The organism is Kitasatospora setae KM-6054, assembly GCF_000269985.1.
In the GTDB taxonomy this organism is placed as follows: domain Bacteria; phylum Actinomycetota; class Actinomycetes; order Streptomycetales; family Streptomycetaceae; genus Kitasatospora; species Kitasatospora setae.
The window spans coordinates 2,118,043-2,134,645 of sequence record NC_016109.1 but is presented as its reverse complement, the minus strand read 5'-3'; the positions used below and the strand labels follow the sequence as shown (position 1 = coordinate 2,134,645).

The window sequence follows — 16,603 nt, the reverse complement described above, 5'->3', positions numbered from 1 at the left end:
GCGGGCGTCCGAATGTCCGGCAGCCCCCTGGGAGCACCCGCCATGCCGCAGCCCCAACCGGTCCTCGCCACGCTGACCGGGGCCGCCGTGTTCCTGGTGCTCGCGATCGAGGACGGCGGCGAGGAGACCGTCCGCGACCTGCTGCCCGACCTCGGCGGGCTGGCCCGCACGGTCGGCACCCGGGCGCCGCACGAGCGGGTCAGCGCGGTGCTCGGCATCGGGTCGGACGCCTGGGACCGCCTGTTCGCCGGCCCCCGCCCGGCCCGGCTGCACCCCTTCGTCGAGCTGGCCGGCCCCCGGCACCTCGCCCCCGCGACCCCCGGCGACCTGCTGCTGCACGTCCGGGCCGAACGGATGGACCTGTGCTTCGAGTTGGCGACGCTGGTCAGCCGCCGGCTGGGCGACCGGGTCACCGTGCTGGACGAGACGCACGGCTTCCGCTACTTCGACTGCCGCGACCTGATCGGCTTCGTCGACGGCACCGAGAACCCGGTCGGGCCGGACGCCGCCGACGCCGTCCTGATCGGCGACGAGGACCCGGCCTTCGCCGGCGGCAGCTACGTCATCGTGCAGAAGTACCTGCACGACATGGCCGGTTGGAACGCGATCGGCACCGAGCAGCAGGAGCGGGTGATCGGCCGCACCAAGCTCGACAACGTCGAACTCGACGACGCCGCGAAGCCCGCCGACTCGCACGTCGCGCTGAACACCGTCACCGGGCCGGACGGCGAGGACCGCGACATCTGGCGGCTGAACATGCCGTTCGGGTCGTTCGCCGAAGGCGGCGAGTGCGGCACCTACTTCATCGGCTACGCCCGCGACCCGGGGGTCACCGAGGAGATGCTCCGCAACATGTTCCTCGGCCGCGGCCCCGCCGCGCACGACCGGCTGCTGGACTTCTCCACCCCGGTCACCGGCACCTTCTTCCACGTCCCCAGCGCGGACTTCCTGAACGATCCGCCACCCGCCCCCGGCGCACCCGCCCCGCCCGCCGACACCCCGCCCGCCGACACCCCGTCCGCCGACGCCGTGCCCGCCCCGCCGGTCCGGGACGGCAGCCTCGGCATCGGCAGCCTGAAAAGGAGCCCCGCACCGTGAACAACCTGCACCGCGACCTGGCGCCCGTCTCCGCCGCCGCCTGGGCCGAGATCGAGGAGGAGGCCCGGCGCACCTTCCGGCTGCACGTGGCCGGCCGCCGCGTCGTCGACCTCTCCGGCCCGGACGGGCCCGAGCTCGCCGCCGTCGGCACCGGCCACCTCGCCGACATCGCCGCCCCCGGCAGCGGCGTCCAGGCCCGGGCCCGGGAGGCCCTCCAGGTGGTCGAACTGCGCGTGCCCTTCACCGTCACCCGGGCCGCCGTCGACGACGTCGAACGCGGCTCCAAGGACTCCGACTGGGACCCGGTCAAGGACGCCGCCCGCACCATCGCCCTCGCCGAGGACCGCGCCCTCTTCGACGGCTACCAGGCGGCCGGCATCACCGGCATCCGCGACGGCTCCACCAACCACCCGATCGCGCTGCCCGCCGACGTCCGCGAGTACCCCAACGCCGTCAGCCGCGCCCTCACCGCGCTGCGCCTGGCCGGCGTCGGCGGCCCCTACTCGCTGCTGCTCGGCGCCGACACCTTCACCGCCGTCAACGAGACCTCCGACCACGGCTACCCCGTCCACAACCACCTCGCCCGCCTCCTCGACGGCGAGATCATCTGGGCCCCCGCCGTCGAGGGCGCCGTGCTGCTCTCCGCCCGCGGCGGCGACTTCGAGCTCCACCTCGGCGAGGACCTCTCGATCGGCTACCTCTCCCACGACGACACCACCGTCCACCTCTACCTCCAGGAATCCCTCACCTTCCAGCTCCACACCCCGGAAGCCGCGGTCGCCCTCACCTCCTCCTGACCGGCCCCGACCCCCTTCCCCCGCCCGCTCCGGCCGCCCGGAGCGGGCGGGGTTCTCCGTGCCCGCGGGGGAAGCTCCCGCGCCGGACGGCGCCCGGGCGCGCGGTGCGTCGGGGGCGCGCGGAGTCCGCCGTCGCCCGGTCGTGGCTCCTGCTGGGTCTGCTGTCCTCAACTGTGGCTGGAGATAAGGGAGTTGGGGGTGGCGGGAGCGGATTCGGGCCAAAGTCGAACAGCTGCTTCCGGGGGTGCGGTGCGGGCCCCACCATGGGGGGACGTGCGGGGATTTCCGGTGAGGGGAGCACACCGTGTCCGATTCTTCCGTTCCCAGATGTCCGTTCCTCGATCCGGCGGGCAGCGCGCTGCACGCGGAGGCCGCGGGGCTGCGGGCGCGCGGGCCCGCGGTGCTGGTGGAGTTGCCGGGGGGCGTGCGGGCCTGGTCGGTGACCCGGCACGCGGTGATCCACGCGCTGACCACCGACCCGCGGGTGTCGCGGGACTTCCGGCTGCACTGGCCGGCGGCCGCGGAGGTGCCGCAGGGGTGGGTGCTGGGGCCGGTCGCGTTCCAGGACAGCTTCGTCAACCAGTACGGGGCCGAGCACCGCGCGTCGCGCGGGCGGCTCGCCCCGACTTTCCTGCCGCGCCGGGTGGAGCGGATGCGGGCCCAGGTGCAGGCGACGGCGGACGGGCTGGTGGCGGCGCTCGGCGCGCTCGCCCCGGGCGAGCGCGCCGACCTGCGGAGCACGCTGGCCCGGCCGCTGACGCTGACGGTGATCTGCGACCTGTTCGGCGTTTCGGAGGAGATGCGGGCCGCGCTCTGCGCGGTGATCGACACCGTGCTGGACTCCTCGCTCGGCGAGGAGCGCGCGCTGGCCGCCCAGATCGAGCTGAACGAGCGGCTGAGCGCGCTGCTGGCGCACAAGCGGGCCCGCCCGGCGGCCGACCTGACCAGCGACCTGCTGCTCTCCGACCGTCCGGGCGAGCGGCCGCTGTCCGAGCAGGAGCTGATCGGCACCCTGTTCACGATGATCACCGGCGGCTTCGAGACCGCCGTCAACCTGATCAGCAGCGCCGCGCTGGAACTGCTCGCCGACCCCGCGCACCTGGCCGCGCTGCGGGCCGGCGCGATCGGCTGGGCGGACGTGATCGAGGAGACGCTGCGGTTCGAGGGCCCGGTGATGCACGTCCCGCTGCGGTACGCCGTCGAGGAGATCGACCTCGGCGAGGGCGTGCTGATCGCGAAGGGCGACCCGATCATCATCGGCTTCGCCGCCGCCGGCCGGGACCCGGAGGCGCACCCCGACCGGCCGGACGTCTTCGACCCGGCCCGCGCCGACACGTCGCACCTGGCGTTCGGCTACGGCCCGCACTTCTGCGTCGGCGCGCCGCTCGCCCGGCTGGAGACCGAGATCGCGCTGCGCACCCTGTTCGAGCGGCTGCCCGACCTCGCGCTGGCCGAGCCGGGCCGGGCGCCCGAGCGGGTCCCGTCGATGATCATCAACGGCCCGGCGGCCCTGGACGTGGTGCCCCGGCCGGTGAGCCGATGAGCCCGGACGCGCCCGCCCACCCCGACCGGCCGGACGTCTTCGACCCGGCCCGCGCCGACACGTCGCACCTCGCGTTCGGCTACGGCCCGCACTTCTGCGTCGGCGCGCCACTGGCCCGGCTGGAGGCCGAGATCGCGCTGCGCACCCTGTTCGACCGGCTGCCCGAGCCGGCCGCCGCCGACCCCGGCCGCCCGCCCGCCCGGATCCCGTCCACGGTGGTCAACGGCCCGGCCGCCCTGCCCGTCGTCCCCCGCCCGGTGGTGCGGGATCCCAAGGAGGCGCACGCGTGAACACCGTCCCGTCCGAGCCCTTCCGGGGCTGTCCGGTGCTGGATCCGGCCGCGGCCGCACTGCACGTCGAGGCCGCCGGGCTGCGCGCCCGGGGACCCGCGGTGCGGGTGGAGCTGCCCGGCGGGGTGCTCGCCTGGGCGGTGACCCGGCACGCGGTGATCCAGGCGCTGACCACCGACCCGCGGGTCTCCCGCGACTACCGCCGGCACTGGCCGGGAGCCGGGGACGTCCCGCCCGGCTGGGTGCTCGGGTCGGTCGCCTTCCAGGACAGCCTGGTCAACCACTACGGCGACGCGCACCGCGAGGCCCGCGGCCGGATCGCCCCGACCTTCCTGCCGCGCCGGGTCGAACGGATGCGCCCGCAGGTGCAGGCCACCGCCGACCGGCTGGTCGACGCGCTCGCCGCCCTCCCGCCCGGCGAGCGAGCCGACCTGCGGCACGCGCTGGCCCGGCCGCTGACCATGACGGTGATCTGCGACCTGTTCGGCGTCCCCGCGCACCTGCGCGACCCGCTCGGCGAACTCATCGACACCGTCCTCGACTCCTCGCTCGACGAGGCCGACTCGCTCGCCGCGCTGACCCGGCTGTACGAGCGCCTCGCCGAACTGCTCGCCTACAAGCGGGCCCACCCGGCGTCCGACCTGACCAGCGACCTGCTGCTCTCCGACCGCCCCGGCGCACGCCCGCTGGCCGACCACGAACTGCTCGGCACCCTGCTCACCATGATCGCGGCCGGCTTCGAGACCGCCGTCAACCTGATCGTCAGCGCCGCCCTCGAACTCCTCGACCACCCCGAGCAGTTGGCGGCGGTCACGGCCGGCCAGACCGGCTGGTCGGACGTCATCGAGGAGACCCTCCGGCTGGAGGGCCCGGTGATGTACCTGCCGCTGCGCTACGCGCTGGCCGACCTCGACCTCGGCGAGGGCGTGCTGATCCCCAAGGGCGACCCGATCATCATCGGCTTCGCCGCCGCCGGCCGGGACCCGGAACGCCACCCCGACCGCCCCGACGAGTTCGACCCCGCCCGCGCCGACAAGGGCCACCTCGCCTTCGGCCACGGCCCGCACTTCTGCGTCGGCGCGCCGCTCGCCCGGCTGGAGGCCGAGATCGCGCTGCGCACCCTGTTCGAGCGGCTGCCCGAGCTGGCCGCCGCCGAACCCGGCCGCCGCCCGGCCCGCCTCCCCTCGCTGATCGTCAACGGCCCCGCCGTGCTGGAGGTGGTGCCCCGCCCGGCCACCGCCCGCTGACGCCGCCCCCTGGCACCGCCGCCCGAACGCGTCGTTACGCCTCGGTAGGGTGGGGCGGCAGCGAGCGACGGACCCAGGAGGCGGAGTGCGGCAGTACCGGACGATGGTGGCGGTGGGCGACTCGTTCACCGAGGGGATGTGCGACGACGTCCTCCCCGACGGGCACTACCGCGGCTGGGCGGACCGGGTCGCCGCCGCGCTCGCCGCCGAGGCCGCCCCGGACGGCTTCCGCTACGCCAACCTGGCCGTCCGCGGCAAGCTGATCGGCCAGATCCGGGCCGAACAGGTCGACCTGGCCGCCGCCACCGACGCCGACCTGGTCACCCTCGCGGGCGGCCTGAACGACGTGCTGCGCCCCGGCTGCGACGTCGCCGAGGTCGAACGGCTGCTCGGCGAGTGCGTCCGCGCGCTGCTCGCCGAGGGCCGCACCGTGGTGCTGTTCACCTCCACCGACCCGACCCGGCGGATGGCCGGCAGCCGCCGCCTGCTGCCCGCGATCCTCCGGATGAAGGCGTACGTCGAGAGCCTGGTGCGGGACGAACCCGACCGGGTCGTGCTGGTCGACCTGTTCTCCGCGCCCGGCTTCGACGACCGCCGGCTCTGGGCCGAGGACCGCCTGCACCTCTCCCCGGAGGGCCACCGCCGGGTCGCCCTCGCCGTCCTGGAGGCCCTCGGCCGCCCCGCCGCCGAGGACTGGCGCGCCCCGCTCGCCGACCCCGACCCCCGCACCCGCGCCCGGAAGGCCCGCGACGACGCCCGCTGGCTCGGCACCCACGTCGGCCCCTGGATCGGCCGCCGCCTGCGCGGCCGCTCCTCCGGCGACGGCCGCCCGGCCAAGCGGCCCGAACTGCTGCCCTACGACGGCAGCTGACAGCGCCCGGGCAGCGGCTAGCCGTCCAGCCGGATCGTGATGCCGACCGTGCCGGCCCTGCCGCGACGCAGCCGGCTGCCGAGCAGGGTGAGCCGGCCGAGCAGGCCGTACTTGCGGGCCAGCAGCTGCCGGTAGCGCTCGGTGGTGGCGGCGTCCGCGATCTCGGCGTGCGCGGCCAGCGACTTGCCGCTCGGGTTGCCGCGGACGTCGCACGGGCCGACCAGGACGTCGCCGCGCCGCCGGATCCGCTTGACCTTCCAGGAGCCGGCGGCGGTCCACGCGCCGAGGGTGTCGCCGTCCCGGACCACCCAGACCGGGGTGGGGACGGCGCTGCCGTCCTTCTTGTAGCTGGTGATCAGCAGGTAGTTGCCGGCGGCGAGCCGGTCGAGCGCGGTGTCGGCCATTGGGGGAGTGTACGGCCGCTGACCCCGCGTCACGCGGCGGGGACGGGGTCCGGGTCCGGGTCGGGGCGCGGGTCGCCGTGCGCGCGGTCGGCCGGGCGGGGTTCGGGCGCGGGCGAGACGGTGGCCCGCCAGAGCCGGGCCGCCGACCAGAGCGAGGCGGCCAGCAGCAGCCCGTTGCGCAGCAGGATCACGGCGGTCGGCCACCAGCCGCCGGCCTGCATCGAGTCGAAGAACAGCGGGTAGTCGACGGTGGTGACGCCGACGGCGGGCAGCAGCAGGAACGCCACCGGCCGCTGGGTGGTGCACTCCACGGTCAGGCAGACCGCGCCCAGGCCGATCAGCCAGACCAGGTACTGCGGGGAGATCACCCGGCTGGTGACGGTGAACAGCAGCACCGCGGTCAGCGCCGCGTCGTACGGGGTGGCGGCCGTCCAGCGCCGGGCCCGGACCCGCCAGAGCAGCAGCCAGCCGAACGCGGCGACGGTCAGCAGCAGCGAGAGCTGCGAGATCCGGTGCACGTACCGGCCGAGGAACTCGAACGAGCCGTAGTGCTGCTCGACCCGGCCGGACCAGCCGAACTGCCGGGCCACCTGGAGCACGCTGCCGCCCAGCGACTCGATCTCCACGCCCCGGCCGCGCTGGGCGTGCAGGAAGTCCAGGGTGTGGTCGAAGAACGCGACGAACACCAGCAGCAGGGCCAGCGCCGAGACCGCCGCCGCCGTCCACGCCTGCCGGGTGGTGCGCCCGCGCGGCGTGCCCAGCAGGGTCAGCGCGGGCCACACCTTCACCATCGCGCCGATCCCGGCCAGCACCCCGCCGAGCCGCGGCCGGGACGGGAGCAGCAGCAGCGCGCCGACCGCCAGCGCGGTGGCCGGCAGGTCGTAGCGCCCGTACGGCAGGCCGAGCAGCAGCGGCAGGGCCAGCGCCCACGCCCAGGCCCCCCAGTCGGAGCGCCCCGGGCCGCGGCCGGCCGCCAGCAGCGCGGCCTGCACGACGGCGTCGGCCACCAGCACGATCAGCACGAACGCCTGCAGGTAGCTCAGGAACGGCAGCAGGCCCGGCGCGAGCATCGGCAGCGCCGCGCCGGGCGGGTACTGCCAGGTGACGTCGTCGACCGGGAAGGTGCCGGTGCGCAGCACCTGGTACCAGCCCTGGTAGAGCCGGTGCACCTCGATCGCGGGCTCGGTCCGGCCGGAGCGGATCAGGCCGATCATCACCACCCGGCTGGCGACCCAGTACGCGGCGAGGGCGAGCACCTCGCGGGGCCAGGTGGCGGGGCGGTTCCAGCGGACCGGTCGGGCGGGAGTCCGGACGGCCGGGGCGGGGGCCTGCGCCACCATGTCCTCCTGTGCGCTCGTGTGACGTTCGGATGCCGGGCGGGGGTGCGGCGGGCGTGCGGTGCGGCGGATGCGTGGCGGGGGTGCGGCGGGGCACGCGGCAGGGGCCGCTTGTCTCTCATATCAGACAATCCGGTCGGCCTCCGGGCCGCCCGACGCGTGTCCCCGGACCTCCCCGGAAAGCGCCACGCCACCGGCGACCACCCGGACCACCGGACGGCGTCCGCCGGACCTGCCAGAATGCACGGGCGACACCGCGCAACCGTCAGAAGGGGAGACCGGCACCGTGACCATGCCCGTCGAACGCAAGATCGCCGAAGAACTCGGCGTCCGCGAGAACCAGGTGCAGGCCGCGGTCGGCCTGCTCGACGGCGGTGCGACCGTGCCCTTCATCGCCCGCTACCGCAAGGAAGCCACCGGCGCGCTCGACGACACCCAGCTGCGCACCCTGGAGGAGCGGCTGCGGTACCTGCGCGAGCTGGAGGAGCGGCGCACCGCCGTCCTGGAGTCCATCGAGGCCCAGGGCAAGCTGGACGACGCGCTGCGCGCCCAGGTCCTCGCCGCCGACTCCAAGGCCCGGCTGGAGGACATCTACCTCCCGTACAAGCCCAAGCGGCGCACCAAGGCCCAGATCGCCCGCGAGGCCGGCCTCGAACCGCTCGCCGACACCCTGCTCGCCGACCCCGGCCAGGACCCGGCCGCGCTCGCCGCGACCTACCTCGGCGAGCAGGTCGCCGACGTGCCCGCCGCGCTGGAGGGCGCCCGGGCCATCCTGGTCGAGCGCTTCGGCGAGGACGCCGACCTGGTCGGCTCGCTGCGCGAGCGGATGTGGACCCGCGGCCGGCTGGTCGCCAAGGTCCGCGACGGCAAGGAGCAGGACGGCGCCAAGTTCGCCGACTACTTCGACTTCGCCGAGCCGTACACCAAGCTCCCCTCGCACCGGATCCTGGCCATGCTGCGCGGCGAGAAGGAGGAGGTCCTCGACCTCGAACTCTCCCCGTACGACGGCGAGCAGGAGGCCGACCTGCCCGGCGCGAGCGACTACGAGCAGCGGATCGCCGCCCGCTTCGGCATCGCCGACCGCGGCCGCCCCGCCGACAAGTGGCTCACCGACACCGTCCGCTGGGCCTGGCGCACCCGGGTGCTCGTCCGGCTCGGCATCGACCTGCGGACCAGGCTGCGCGCCGAGGCCGAGGACGAGGCCGTCCGGGTCTTCGCCGCCAACCTGCGCGACCTGCTGCTCGCCGCCCCGGCCGGCACCCGCGCCACCATGGGCCTCGACCCGGGCTTCCGCACCGGCGTCAAGGTCGCCGTCGTCGACGCCACCGGCAAGGTCGTCGCGCACGAGACGATCTACCCGCACCAGCCCGCCAACAAGTGGGACGCCGCGCTCGGCACGCTGGCCCGGCTGGCCGCCGAGCACCGGGTCGACCTGGTCGCGATCGGCAACGGCACCGCCTCCCGGGAGACCGACCGGCTCGCCGCCGACCTGATCAAGCGCCACCCCGAGCTGGGCCTGACCAAGGTGATGGTCAGCGAGGCCGGCGCCTCGGTCTACTCCGCCTCCGCGTTCGCCTCCCAGGAGCTCCCCGGCCTCGACGTCTCGATCCGCGGCGCCGTCTCGATCGCCCGCCGGCTCCAGGACCCGCTGGCCGAACTGGTCAAGATCGACCCCAAGTCGATCGGCGTCGGCCAGTACCAGCACGACCTCAGCGAGCTCAAGCTCTCCCGCTCGCTGGACGCCGTCGTCGAGGACTGCGTCAACGCCGTCGGCGTCGACGTCAACACCGCCTCCGCGCCGCTGCTCACCCGGGTCTCCGGCATCACCGGCACGCTCGCCGACAACATCGTCGCCCACCGCGACGCCAACGGGCCGTTCCGGACCCGGCGGGCGCTCAAGGACGTCGCCCGGCTCGGCCCCAAGGCGTTCGAGCAGTGCGCGGGCTTCCTGCGGATCCCCGGCGGCGACGACCCGCTGGACGCCTCCTCGGTCCACCCCGAGGCGTACCCCGTGGTCCGCCGGATCCTCGCCGCCACCGGCGGGAAGATCGGCGAACTGATCGGCAACGGCCCGGTGCTGCGCTCGCTGCGGCCCGGCGACTTCGCCGACGACACCTTCGGCGTGCCGACCGTCACCGACATCCTCGGCGAACTCGACAAGCCCGGCCGCGACCCGCGGCCCGCCTTCCAGACCGCCACCTTCAAGGACGGCGTCGAGAAGATCTCCGACCTGGAGGTCGGCATGGTCCTGGAGGGCGTGGTCACCAACGTCGCCGCGTTCGGCGCCTTCGTCGACATCGGCGTGCACCAGGACGGCCTGGTGCACGTCTCCGCGCTGTCGAGGAACTTCGTCAAGGACCCGCGCGAGGTGGTCAAGCCCGGCGACATCGTCCGCGCCAAGGTCACCGCCGTCGACGTCCAGCGCAAGCGGATCGGCCTCACCCTCCGCCTCGACGACGACACCACCCCCGGCCCGGCCGGCTCCGGCAACCGCCGCGACTCCCGCCCGCCCCGCCAGGACCGCCAGGGCCGCCCGGACCGCTCGGACCGCCGCTCCGGCGGCAACCCGCCGCCCGCCCCCGGCAACTCCGCCATGGCCGACGCCCTCCGCCGCGCGGGCCTGGGCAAGTAGCGCTTCCCGATCGGCGGCCGGTGCCCAGGACATGCACGGTTTCTGGGCACCGACTCTTCTCGGCGGCTCGCCCCCTGCATGCTTTCAGCGCTCACCCGGTGTGCTTTCAGGGCATACTCGGCATGCTTTCAAGCTCACCCGGCATGTTTTCGGGGCCATACTGGAGGTCCGACCGAGTGGAGCAGGCGAGGAGGTTTCCGTGAGCGCTCAACCGCACCAGCATGCTGACATCCGTCCGGAGATCCCCCGTACCCCCGACGGCATCGCCGCCGCGCTCTTGCCGAGCAGGCGCATGCGGTTCCGCGTCGAGCTGGGGGGCACCGCGACCGGTGAGGCGTTCGAACGCCTGCTTGAGGTGTGGTGGTGCCGGGCCACGCTGGACCAGCGCGGCGGACGCGAGGCCCGGTCTGCCGCTGCTCGCGCCGGTACACTGCCGCTGGGCTCCTGGGATTCCCTGCGGAGCCGGAGGGAGAAGCGGGAGGGCTAGCCGGTGGACGAGGATTTCGACGCCGCCGAACTGTGGCCCGTCGAGCCCTCGTTGGAGGTGGAGGAGTTGCTGGTCGCCGCCCCCGACTCGCTCCACCACGCGGTGCTGGCCGTGCAGTTGCGGCTGATGCGCGATCCCTGGGATCCGGCCAGCGCGTCGATCGGGCGGGACCCGCACAGTCGGGACATCCCATTGGAAGGGCATGCCGCCCTGCTTGAGTACGAGATCGTCCCGGGGCCTCATCGGCATGTGGTGATCACCGCAGTCCAGTGGTGGCACACCGATATCGAGGGCGGGAACCCGTTCTGACGGCCTGGCGAGCCCGGGCCTGTGCCGAGGCGACCGGGCTCGGCCGCCCCTCAGCTGTTGCGGGACTCCACGGCCAGGGCGATGAGTTCGGGCCACCAGGGCTCGCGGTGCTGGGTGAGCAGGCGCTGGGCCTCCGCGGGGGGGACGGGGCGGACCTCGACGACCTGTTCGCCGTCCTCCGGGTTGGTGGGGGAGGAGTCGACCAGGATGTCGGCCCAGCCCCAGAGCCAGGCCTTGACCGGGTGCGGCTGCCAGGGGCGGTAGGGGGCGGCGCCCTCGGAGACCGCCAGGTGGTGGCCGATCCAGGTCGGCGGGCCCAGCAGGCGGGCGCCGGCCTCCTCGCGCAGTTCGCGCTCCAGGCAGGAGCCGACGCTCTCGGCGGCCTCCCGGGTGCCGCCCGGCAGGAACCAGTGGCCCCGGGCGTCCAGGCACAGGACCACGTCGTCGCCGGCGAAGCCGACGAGGTGGATGTTGGTGACCAGTTCGTCGGGTGGCAGCGCGGTGCTGAACTGGGCGTCCATGCCGCCCCACTCCCAGCGCTGCGGCGCGTGCAGGGCCGGGTACCTGGCCGCCAGTTCGGCGCTTTCGCTTGCTCTGCGTGTGGTGTCCGTCATCGATCGATCGTAGTCCCGGGTGGTCCCGAACGGACCCGGATGGTCAACAATGCGGACGAAACGTCACCCTCTCGTGGTGGACCGTCAACTCGGCGCGCCGGGTGTTCACTTCGCCCCCGTCATTCCGGGGCGACGACCACCGCGCGGGCGGCGGCGCGGACGTCCGGGTCGGGGTGGGCGCGCAGGGCGGTGAGCAGCGGGAGCCAGCCGCCGGTCCAGGCGCAGCGGGTGCCGAGGACGTCGGCGAGGGCGGTGGCGAGCAGGCCGAGGGCGGGGGTGCGGCCGGGGAGGAGGGCGAGCAGGGCGGCGGGGGCGGCGGTGTCGGCGGCGGTCGGGAGGGGCGAGGTGCCGGCGATGGCGGCGGCCAGCGGGGCGGCGAGGCGGGCGGCGAGCAGCGGGCGGTCGGCCAGGGCGGTGGCGAGCCGGTCCGCGGCGGGGCCGAAGCCGGGCTGGGCGGGGCGGGCGGCGCGGGCCAGCAGGGCGGCCCGGAGGTCGAGCAACTCCTCGTGCGGGCGCAGCAGTTCGTCGATCCGGTCGAGCACGGCGGGGAACCGGCGGGTGACCGGCAGGGTGGTCAGGGAGGCGATCCGCTGACGGGCGGGCTGGTCGCGGGCGGTGGAGGGGTCGGGCGGGGCGGGGAGGTCGAGCAGGGCGGTGAGGGCGCGGTGCAGCAGGCTGCCGGGCTCGGCGCCGCCGGCCGGGTGCGGGCGGTCGGAGAGCGCGACGGTGCGCAGGGCGAGCGAGGCGGCGGCCCAGACGGCGCGCCGGTCGGGGGCGGCGACCAGGGCGGGCAGCGCGTCGGCGGCCTCCGGCGCGTGCCGGACCCACTCGGGCAGGGCGGCGATCGCGGCCCGGGCCGCCTCCGGCTGCTCGCCCGGCCGGGCGGCGACGGCGGCCACCAGGCGGCCGTAGCGGGCCCGGTGGCGTTCCGGCAGCAGGTGCGGGAGCCGGCCGACGACGGCCTGCCGCAGCTGCGGTTCGGAGGCCGCGGCGGCCTCGGCGAGCAGCGCCCAGACGGGTTCGGCGTCCAGCAGGTCCTGGCAGTGCGCGGCGGCCGCGGCCCGGACGTCGGGGTGCTGGCCGGGGGCGTGGAAGGCGGCGGCGAGCAGTTCGGCGGCGGTGGCGGGCGGCAGCAGGGCCGCGGCCAGCCGGACGGCCTCCTTGCGGGAGGTGACCTTGCTGCCCGTGGTGCGGACGGCCAACTCGGCGAGCAGCGGCGCGAGTTCCCCGGGCGGGGTGTGCCGGGCGGCCTTCCCGGCGGCGTACAGCGCGGTCTTGGCGCGGTCGTCGCCGGCGTGCGCGAGCAGGTCGGGGAGGGCGGCGGCGGGGTCGGTGGTGAGCGGCAGGGAGTCCAGCGCGGTGTCGGCGAGCAGCGGGTCGGGGTCGTCGAGGTGGCGGCGGAGCAGGGCGGCGCCGGCGCCGGGCAGGCGGGCGGCGTGCCAGAGGGCGGTGGCGCGCTGTTCGCGGGTGCGCCAGGCGGTGGCGGCGATCTCGCCGAGCAGGTCGGCGGCGCGGGCGACCTGGCGGGGCGTCCAGCGGTCCGGGTGGTGGGCGGGCGGCAGCGGGCGGTGGTCGCCGGGGCGCAGGAACCGGCCGGTGGGCGGCCGTTCGGCGAGGGCGGCGTCCAGCAGGTCGGTGGCGACGGCGCCCAGGTGGTCGGCGACGGAGGCGCAGAACACGGCGGACGGGTCGTGGGCGAGCGCGGCCCGGACCTTCGCGGTGCGTCCGGCGCGCGGCCGCAGCCACAGTTCCAGCGCCTCGGCGGCGGTCCGCTCGTCGCTGTCGAGGGCGGCCTTGGCGAGCAACTCGTCGAGTTCCGGCAGGTGTTCGGCACGGGCGCCGAGGGCGCGGGTGAGGGCGAACAGCAGCCGGTGGCGGTACTCCGGCCGTTCGGCGTCCAGCCAGGGGCGCAGCGCGGCGAGCACTTCGCGCTCCTGGCCGCGGCGCAGGCGGCGGGCGAGCGGGGGGAGGTGGAGCGGGCCGCCGCGGGCGGTGAGCTGTTCGAGGGTCAGCAGGGCGTGGGTGAGCAGGTCGGGCCGGGCGCCGGTGGGGTGGGCCTCGATGACGCGGAGCGCGACGGTGGTGAGCGCGCCGCGGGTGGCGTGCGAGCAGTCGCGGGCGTCCAGCGCGTCGGTGGCCAGGGCGGTGAGGGCGTCGGCGTGCGCGTCGGTGAGGCGCGCGGCGGGGAAGACGGTCAGGGCGGTCAGCGCGCGCTGCCGCACCGGGTCCTGCTCGTTGCGCAGCCGGGCCACCAGGTCGGCGAGCAGGGTGCCGGGCGCGGCCGGGTCCGGGTCGGCGGCGGCCGCGGCGACCAGGTGGGCCCAGGCTTCGGAGCGTTCGGCCGGGTCGGGGCGCCGGGTGAGCGCCAGCAGGTCGGCGCGGGCCTCGGCGGGGGCCAGCAGGGCGGTGTAGTCGAGCAGTCGGCGTTCCGGCCAGCCCTTGGCGGCCTGTTCGGCGTGCAGCCGGCGGGCCTCCCGGTGGCGGCGTTCGCGGGGCAGCAGGCGCAGCACGGGGAGGGTCAGCCGGGTGGCGTCCTGCGGCTGCCGGTCGGCGGCGGCGTCCAGGAGCGCGGCCCGGCGGGCGGGCGGGACGGCCCGCAGCAGGGCGGCGAACAGGCGCGGTTCGGGCAGCCAGCGGCGGCCCAGCGCGGGCAGCGAGGGCGGGTCGGCGGCGGCGAGCCGGTTCAGCACCGTCCGGCTGGGGGCGGGTTCCCAGGACGGGAGCGGGCGTTCGGGGTCGGCCAGCCAGGCGGTGGCGCGTTCGGCGTCCACCGCGAGCAGGTGGCCGAAGCCGGCGGCGACCGGCGGCGGCACGGTCCGGCCGGGGCGGCGCTCCAGCAGGTCGAGGACCCGGGCCGGGCGCAGCGGCAGCACGGCGGCGACCGGCGCCCCGTACCGCTGCCACCAGTCGGCGCGCGGGTCGGCGGCCCGGGCGGCCAGTTCGCGCTCGACGTGGTCGAGGACGGCGTCCGGGTGCCGCCGGGCCAGGACCGACCAGGAGCGCAGCGCGACGGCCAGCGACGGCAGTTCGGCGGCGACCACGGCGGGCGGGCAGGCGGCGAGCAGGGTGGCGGCCTCGGCCTCGCCCCAGTGCGCGCGGGCCACCGGCAGCAGCCGGGCGGCGAGTTCGGCGCGCCGGCCGCGGACCACCGTCCGGCGGATCGCCCGCCGGACGGCGAACGAGGCGTGCGGGTAGGCGGCGAGCACCGCCTCGTCCAGGCCGGGCAGGGTGCGCAGCGCGTCGACGGCGCGGCCGCGCACCAGGGGGTCCGGATCGGTCAGCCGGTCCGCCAGCAGGTCGGCCCGGCCGGTCAGGGCCGCGGCGGGCGGGGAGTGGGAACCGGCCCGGTCGGCCGCGCTTACTGACTGTGGGGGAGCGCGACGGACCGGGCCGTGTGGGGGTTGGTTCCCAACACCCGTCCAGGAGACGGGTTCTGAATCACCGTGCGCGGAGCGGCGAACCGTTCCGTGCACTCAAAATGCCCGGGTCGCCGAGGACCGTCAAGCGTTCCCGGGGCACTTCAGCCGCGCTTAAGGCTCCCTTCGCCGCCAGCACCGGTTCGAGGCCGAACCGCCCGCCGTGCGAAGATCGACGCGGCCCGGCGCGGGGCGGGCCCGGGGGGCGAGGGGGGCGAGGGGGGAGCGGGATGCTGCTGACGCTGACGGGCGGCGCGGGCGCCGGGAAGACCACCCTGGCCGCGGCGCTGGCGGTGAGCGCCCCGGCCGGGCCGGTGGCGGTGCTGCACGGGGACGACTACTACCACGTCGAGCCGGGGCCCGGCCGGGGCGTCTGGGCGCCGGACGAGAACGGGGTGCCGCGGCTGGATGTCGGCCACCCGGACTCGGTGGACGCCGCCCGGCTGGACGCCGACCTCGCCGCCGCGCTCCGGCGGGCCGAACTCGTGATCGTCGAGGGCCTGTTCGCCCGCCTCGCCGGGGCGGGCCGGGACCGGCGGCTGGACGTGTTCGTCGACCTGCCGGCCGACCTGCGGCTGGTTCGCAAGATCGACCGGAAGTGCGTGCGCGGCGGCTTCCCGCTGGAGGTGCTGCTGCGCAACTACCTGGCGCACCGGCGGGACGCGCACGAGCGGTACGTCGAACCGCTGCGGGCCGGCTGCGCGCTGACCGTCGACGGCGGGCGGCCCCCGGCGGAGCTGGCGGCGCGGGTCTGGGCGGCGGTGGCGGCGAACGCCTGAGGGCGCCGCTCGGCGGCGCCCTCAGGGGTGTCACGGGGTCGGGCGGGTGCGGGTCAGCCGCGGACCAGGGCCTTGCCGGCCGCGTCGGCGGCCTCCAGGGCCTGGGTGTGGTACTCGGCGGCGAGGCCGCGCAGCGACTCCATCGCCGGGTTGACCTGGGCCAGGGTCAGTTCGCGGCGGACGGTGGTCAGGTCGGCGCCCCAGACGTCGCGCAGGATGCGCTCCAGGTACGGGGTGGAGTGGTCCCAGCCCTCGCGCGGGGTGCCGGGGGCGAAGCCGCCGCCGAGCGAGGTGGCCAGCACGACCGGCTTGTCCTTGAGCAGTTCGTCGGTCGGGCCGGCGCCCGCGATGACCAGGTCGACCCAGGTCTTGAAGTGCTGCGAGACGCCCCAGTTGTAGAGCGGCACGGCGATGATCGCGGCGTCGGCGGAGCGCAGCTCCTCGGCGAGCTCGGCGCCGAGCGCGACGGCGGCGCGCTGCTCGGCGGAGCGCTGGTCCTCGGGGGTGAAGGCGCCGAGGGTGGCGTGCGTCCAGGCGTCGCCGGGCAGCGGGTCGGTGCCCAGGTTGCGGCGGGTGACGGTGCCCTCCGGGTGGGCGGCGGCCCACGCGGCCTCGGCGGTGCCGGCCAGCTCGGAGCTGGTCGAGGTGCCGGGGATGATGCTGGCGTCCAGGCGGAACAGGTGCATGCGGAACTCCTCGGGGCGGGCCCGGGCCGGGGCGGGCGGGCGGGCATGGCGAACGGGCATGGCGAACGGGGCGGTGCGGGCCGGGCGGCGTCG

At 76.1% G+C, this 16,603-nt stretch carries 14 protein-coding genes; 9 read left to right on the top strand and 5 right to left on the bottom strand.

From position 1 onward, the window contains the following. The first annotated feature begins 42 nt into the window (after positions 1–42). The 6 genes from KSE_RS09445 (at position 43) to KSE_RS09420 (ending at position 5,846) form a co-directional block, all read left to right on the top strand. Complete coding sequence (locus tag KSE_RS09445) at positions 43–1,098, top strand: Dyp-type peroxidase (RefSeq protein ID WP_014135065.1); 1,056 nt, start codon at positions 43–45, stop codon at positions 1,096–1,098. Then, positions 1,095–1,895, top strand: coding sequence for a family 1 encapsulin nanocompartment shell protein (locus tag KSE_RS09440; RefSeq protein WP_014135064.1), 801 nt, complete (start codon positions 1,095–1,097; stop codon positions 1,893–1,895). Before KSE_RS09445 ends, KSE_RS09440 begins: the two co-directional genes overlap by 4 nt. 304 nt (positions 1,896–2,199) lie before the next feature. After that, positions 2,200–3,438, top strand: a complete 1,239-nt coding sequence (locus KSE_RS09435; protein WP_014135063.1) for a cytochrome P450 family protein — start codon at positions 2,200–2,202, stop codon at positions 3,436–3,438. Further along, a complete protein-coding gene (locus KSE_RS09430; RefSeq protein WP_014135062.1) occupies positions 3,435–3,728 on the top strand; it encodes a cytochrome P450 in 294 nt (97 codons plus the stop codon). Before KSE_RS09435 ends, KSE_RS09430 begins: the two co-directional genes overlap by 4 nt. After that, a complete protein-coding gene (locus KSE_RS09425) occupies positions 3,725–4,975 on the top strand; it encodes a cytochrome P450 family protein (protein WP_014135061.1) in 1,251 nt (416 codons plus the stop codon). The genes KSE_RS09430 and KSE_RS09425 overlap by 4 nt, the downstream gene beginning before the upstream one ends. A gap of 85 nt (positions 4,976–5,060) precedes the next feature. After that, a complete protein-coding gene (locus KSE_RS09420; protein ID WP_014135060.1) occupies positions 5,061–5,846 on the top strand; it encodes an SGNH/GDSL hydrolase family protein in 786 nt (261 codons plus the stop codon). A gap of 17 nt (positions 5,847–5,863) precedes the next feature. Here KSE_RS09420 and KSE_RS09415 read toward each other — a convergent pair whose 3' ends face one another. Both KSE_RS09415 and KSE_RS09410 read right to left on the bottom strand, forming a co-directional pair. Next, positions 5,864–6,250 carry a PPOX class F420-dependent oxidoreductase gene (locus KSE_RS09415; RefSeq protein WP_014135059.1) on the bottom strand — a complete coding sequence of 129 codons (387 nt, stop codon included), beginning with the start codon at positions 6,248–6,250 and terminating at the stop codon, positions 5,864–5,866. Positions 6,251–6,279: 29 nt separating this feature from the next. After that, a complete protein-coding gene (locus KSE_RS09410) occupies positions 6,280–7,590 on the bottom strand; it encodes a glycosyltransferase 87 family protein (RefSeq protein ID WP_014135058.1) in 1,311 nt (436 codons plus the stop codon). A gap of 289 nt (positions 7,591–7,879) precedes the next feature. On the opposite strand from KSE_RS09410, the gene KSE_RS09405 reads away from it, so the two are divergent. Both KSE_RS09405 and KSE_RS09395 read left to right on the top strand, forming a co-directional pair. Further along, the gene (locus tag KSE_RS09405) at positions 7,880–10,219 is read left to right on the top strand and encodes a Tex family protein (RefSeq protein WP_014135057.1); all 2,340 of its coding nucleotides are present in this window, start codon (positions 7,880–7,882) and stop codon (positions 10,217–10,219) included. Between the two features lie 490 nt (positions 10,220–10,709). Further along, entirely contained in the window at positions 10,710–11,015 is a 306-nt protein-coding gene (locus KSE_RS09395; RefSeq protein ID WP_014135055.1) for a hypothetical protein, read from the top strand. 50 nt (positions 11,016–11,065) lie between these two features. Here the strand turns inward: KSE_RS09395 and KSE_RS09390 are convergent, their stop codons facing one another. Both KSE_RS09390 and KSE_RS45735 read right to left on the bottom strand, forming a co-directional pair. Beyond that, complete coding sequence (locus KSE_RS09390) at positions 11,066–11,629, bottom strand: NUDIX domain-containing protein (protein ID WP_051055148.1); 564 nt, start codon at positions 11,627–11,629, stop codon at positions 11,066–11,068. Positions 11,630–11,748: 119 nt separating this feature from the next. After that, positions 11,749–14,889: a hypothetical protein gene (locus KSE_RS45735; RefSeq protein ID WP_014135053.1), complete on the bottom strand. Its 3,141-nt coding sequence runs from the start codon at positions 14,887–14,889 to the stop codon at positions 11,749–11,751. A gap of 386 nt (positions 14,890–15,275) precedes the next feature. Between KSE_RS45735 and KSE_RS09380 the strand changes: the two genes are divergently transcribed. Next, positions 15,276–15,824, top strand: coding sequence for a hypothetical protein (locus tag KSE_RS09380; protein ID WP_014135052.1), 549 nt, complete (start codon positions 15,276–15,278; stop codon positions 15,822–15,824). 53 nt (positions 15,825–15,877) lie between these two features. Here the strand turns inward: KSE_RS09380 and KSE_RS09375 are convergent, their stop codons facing one another. Then, positions 15,878–16,510: an FMN-dependent NADH-azoreductase gene (locus KSE_RS09375; protein WP_014135051.1), complete on the bottom strand. Its 633-nt coding sequence runs from the start codon at positions 16,508–16,510 to the stop codon at positions 15,878–15,880. Between the last annotated feature and the right edge of the window lie 93 nt (positions 16,511–16,603).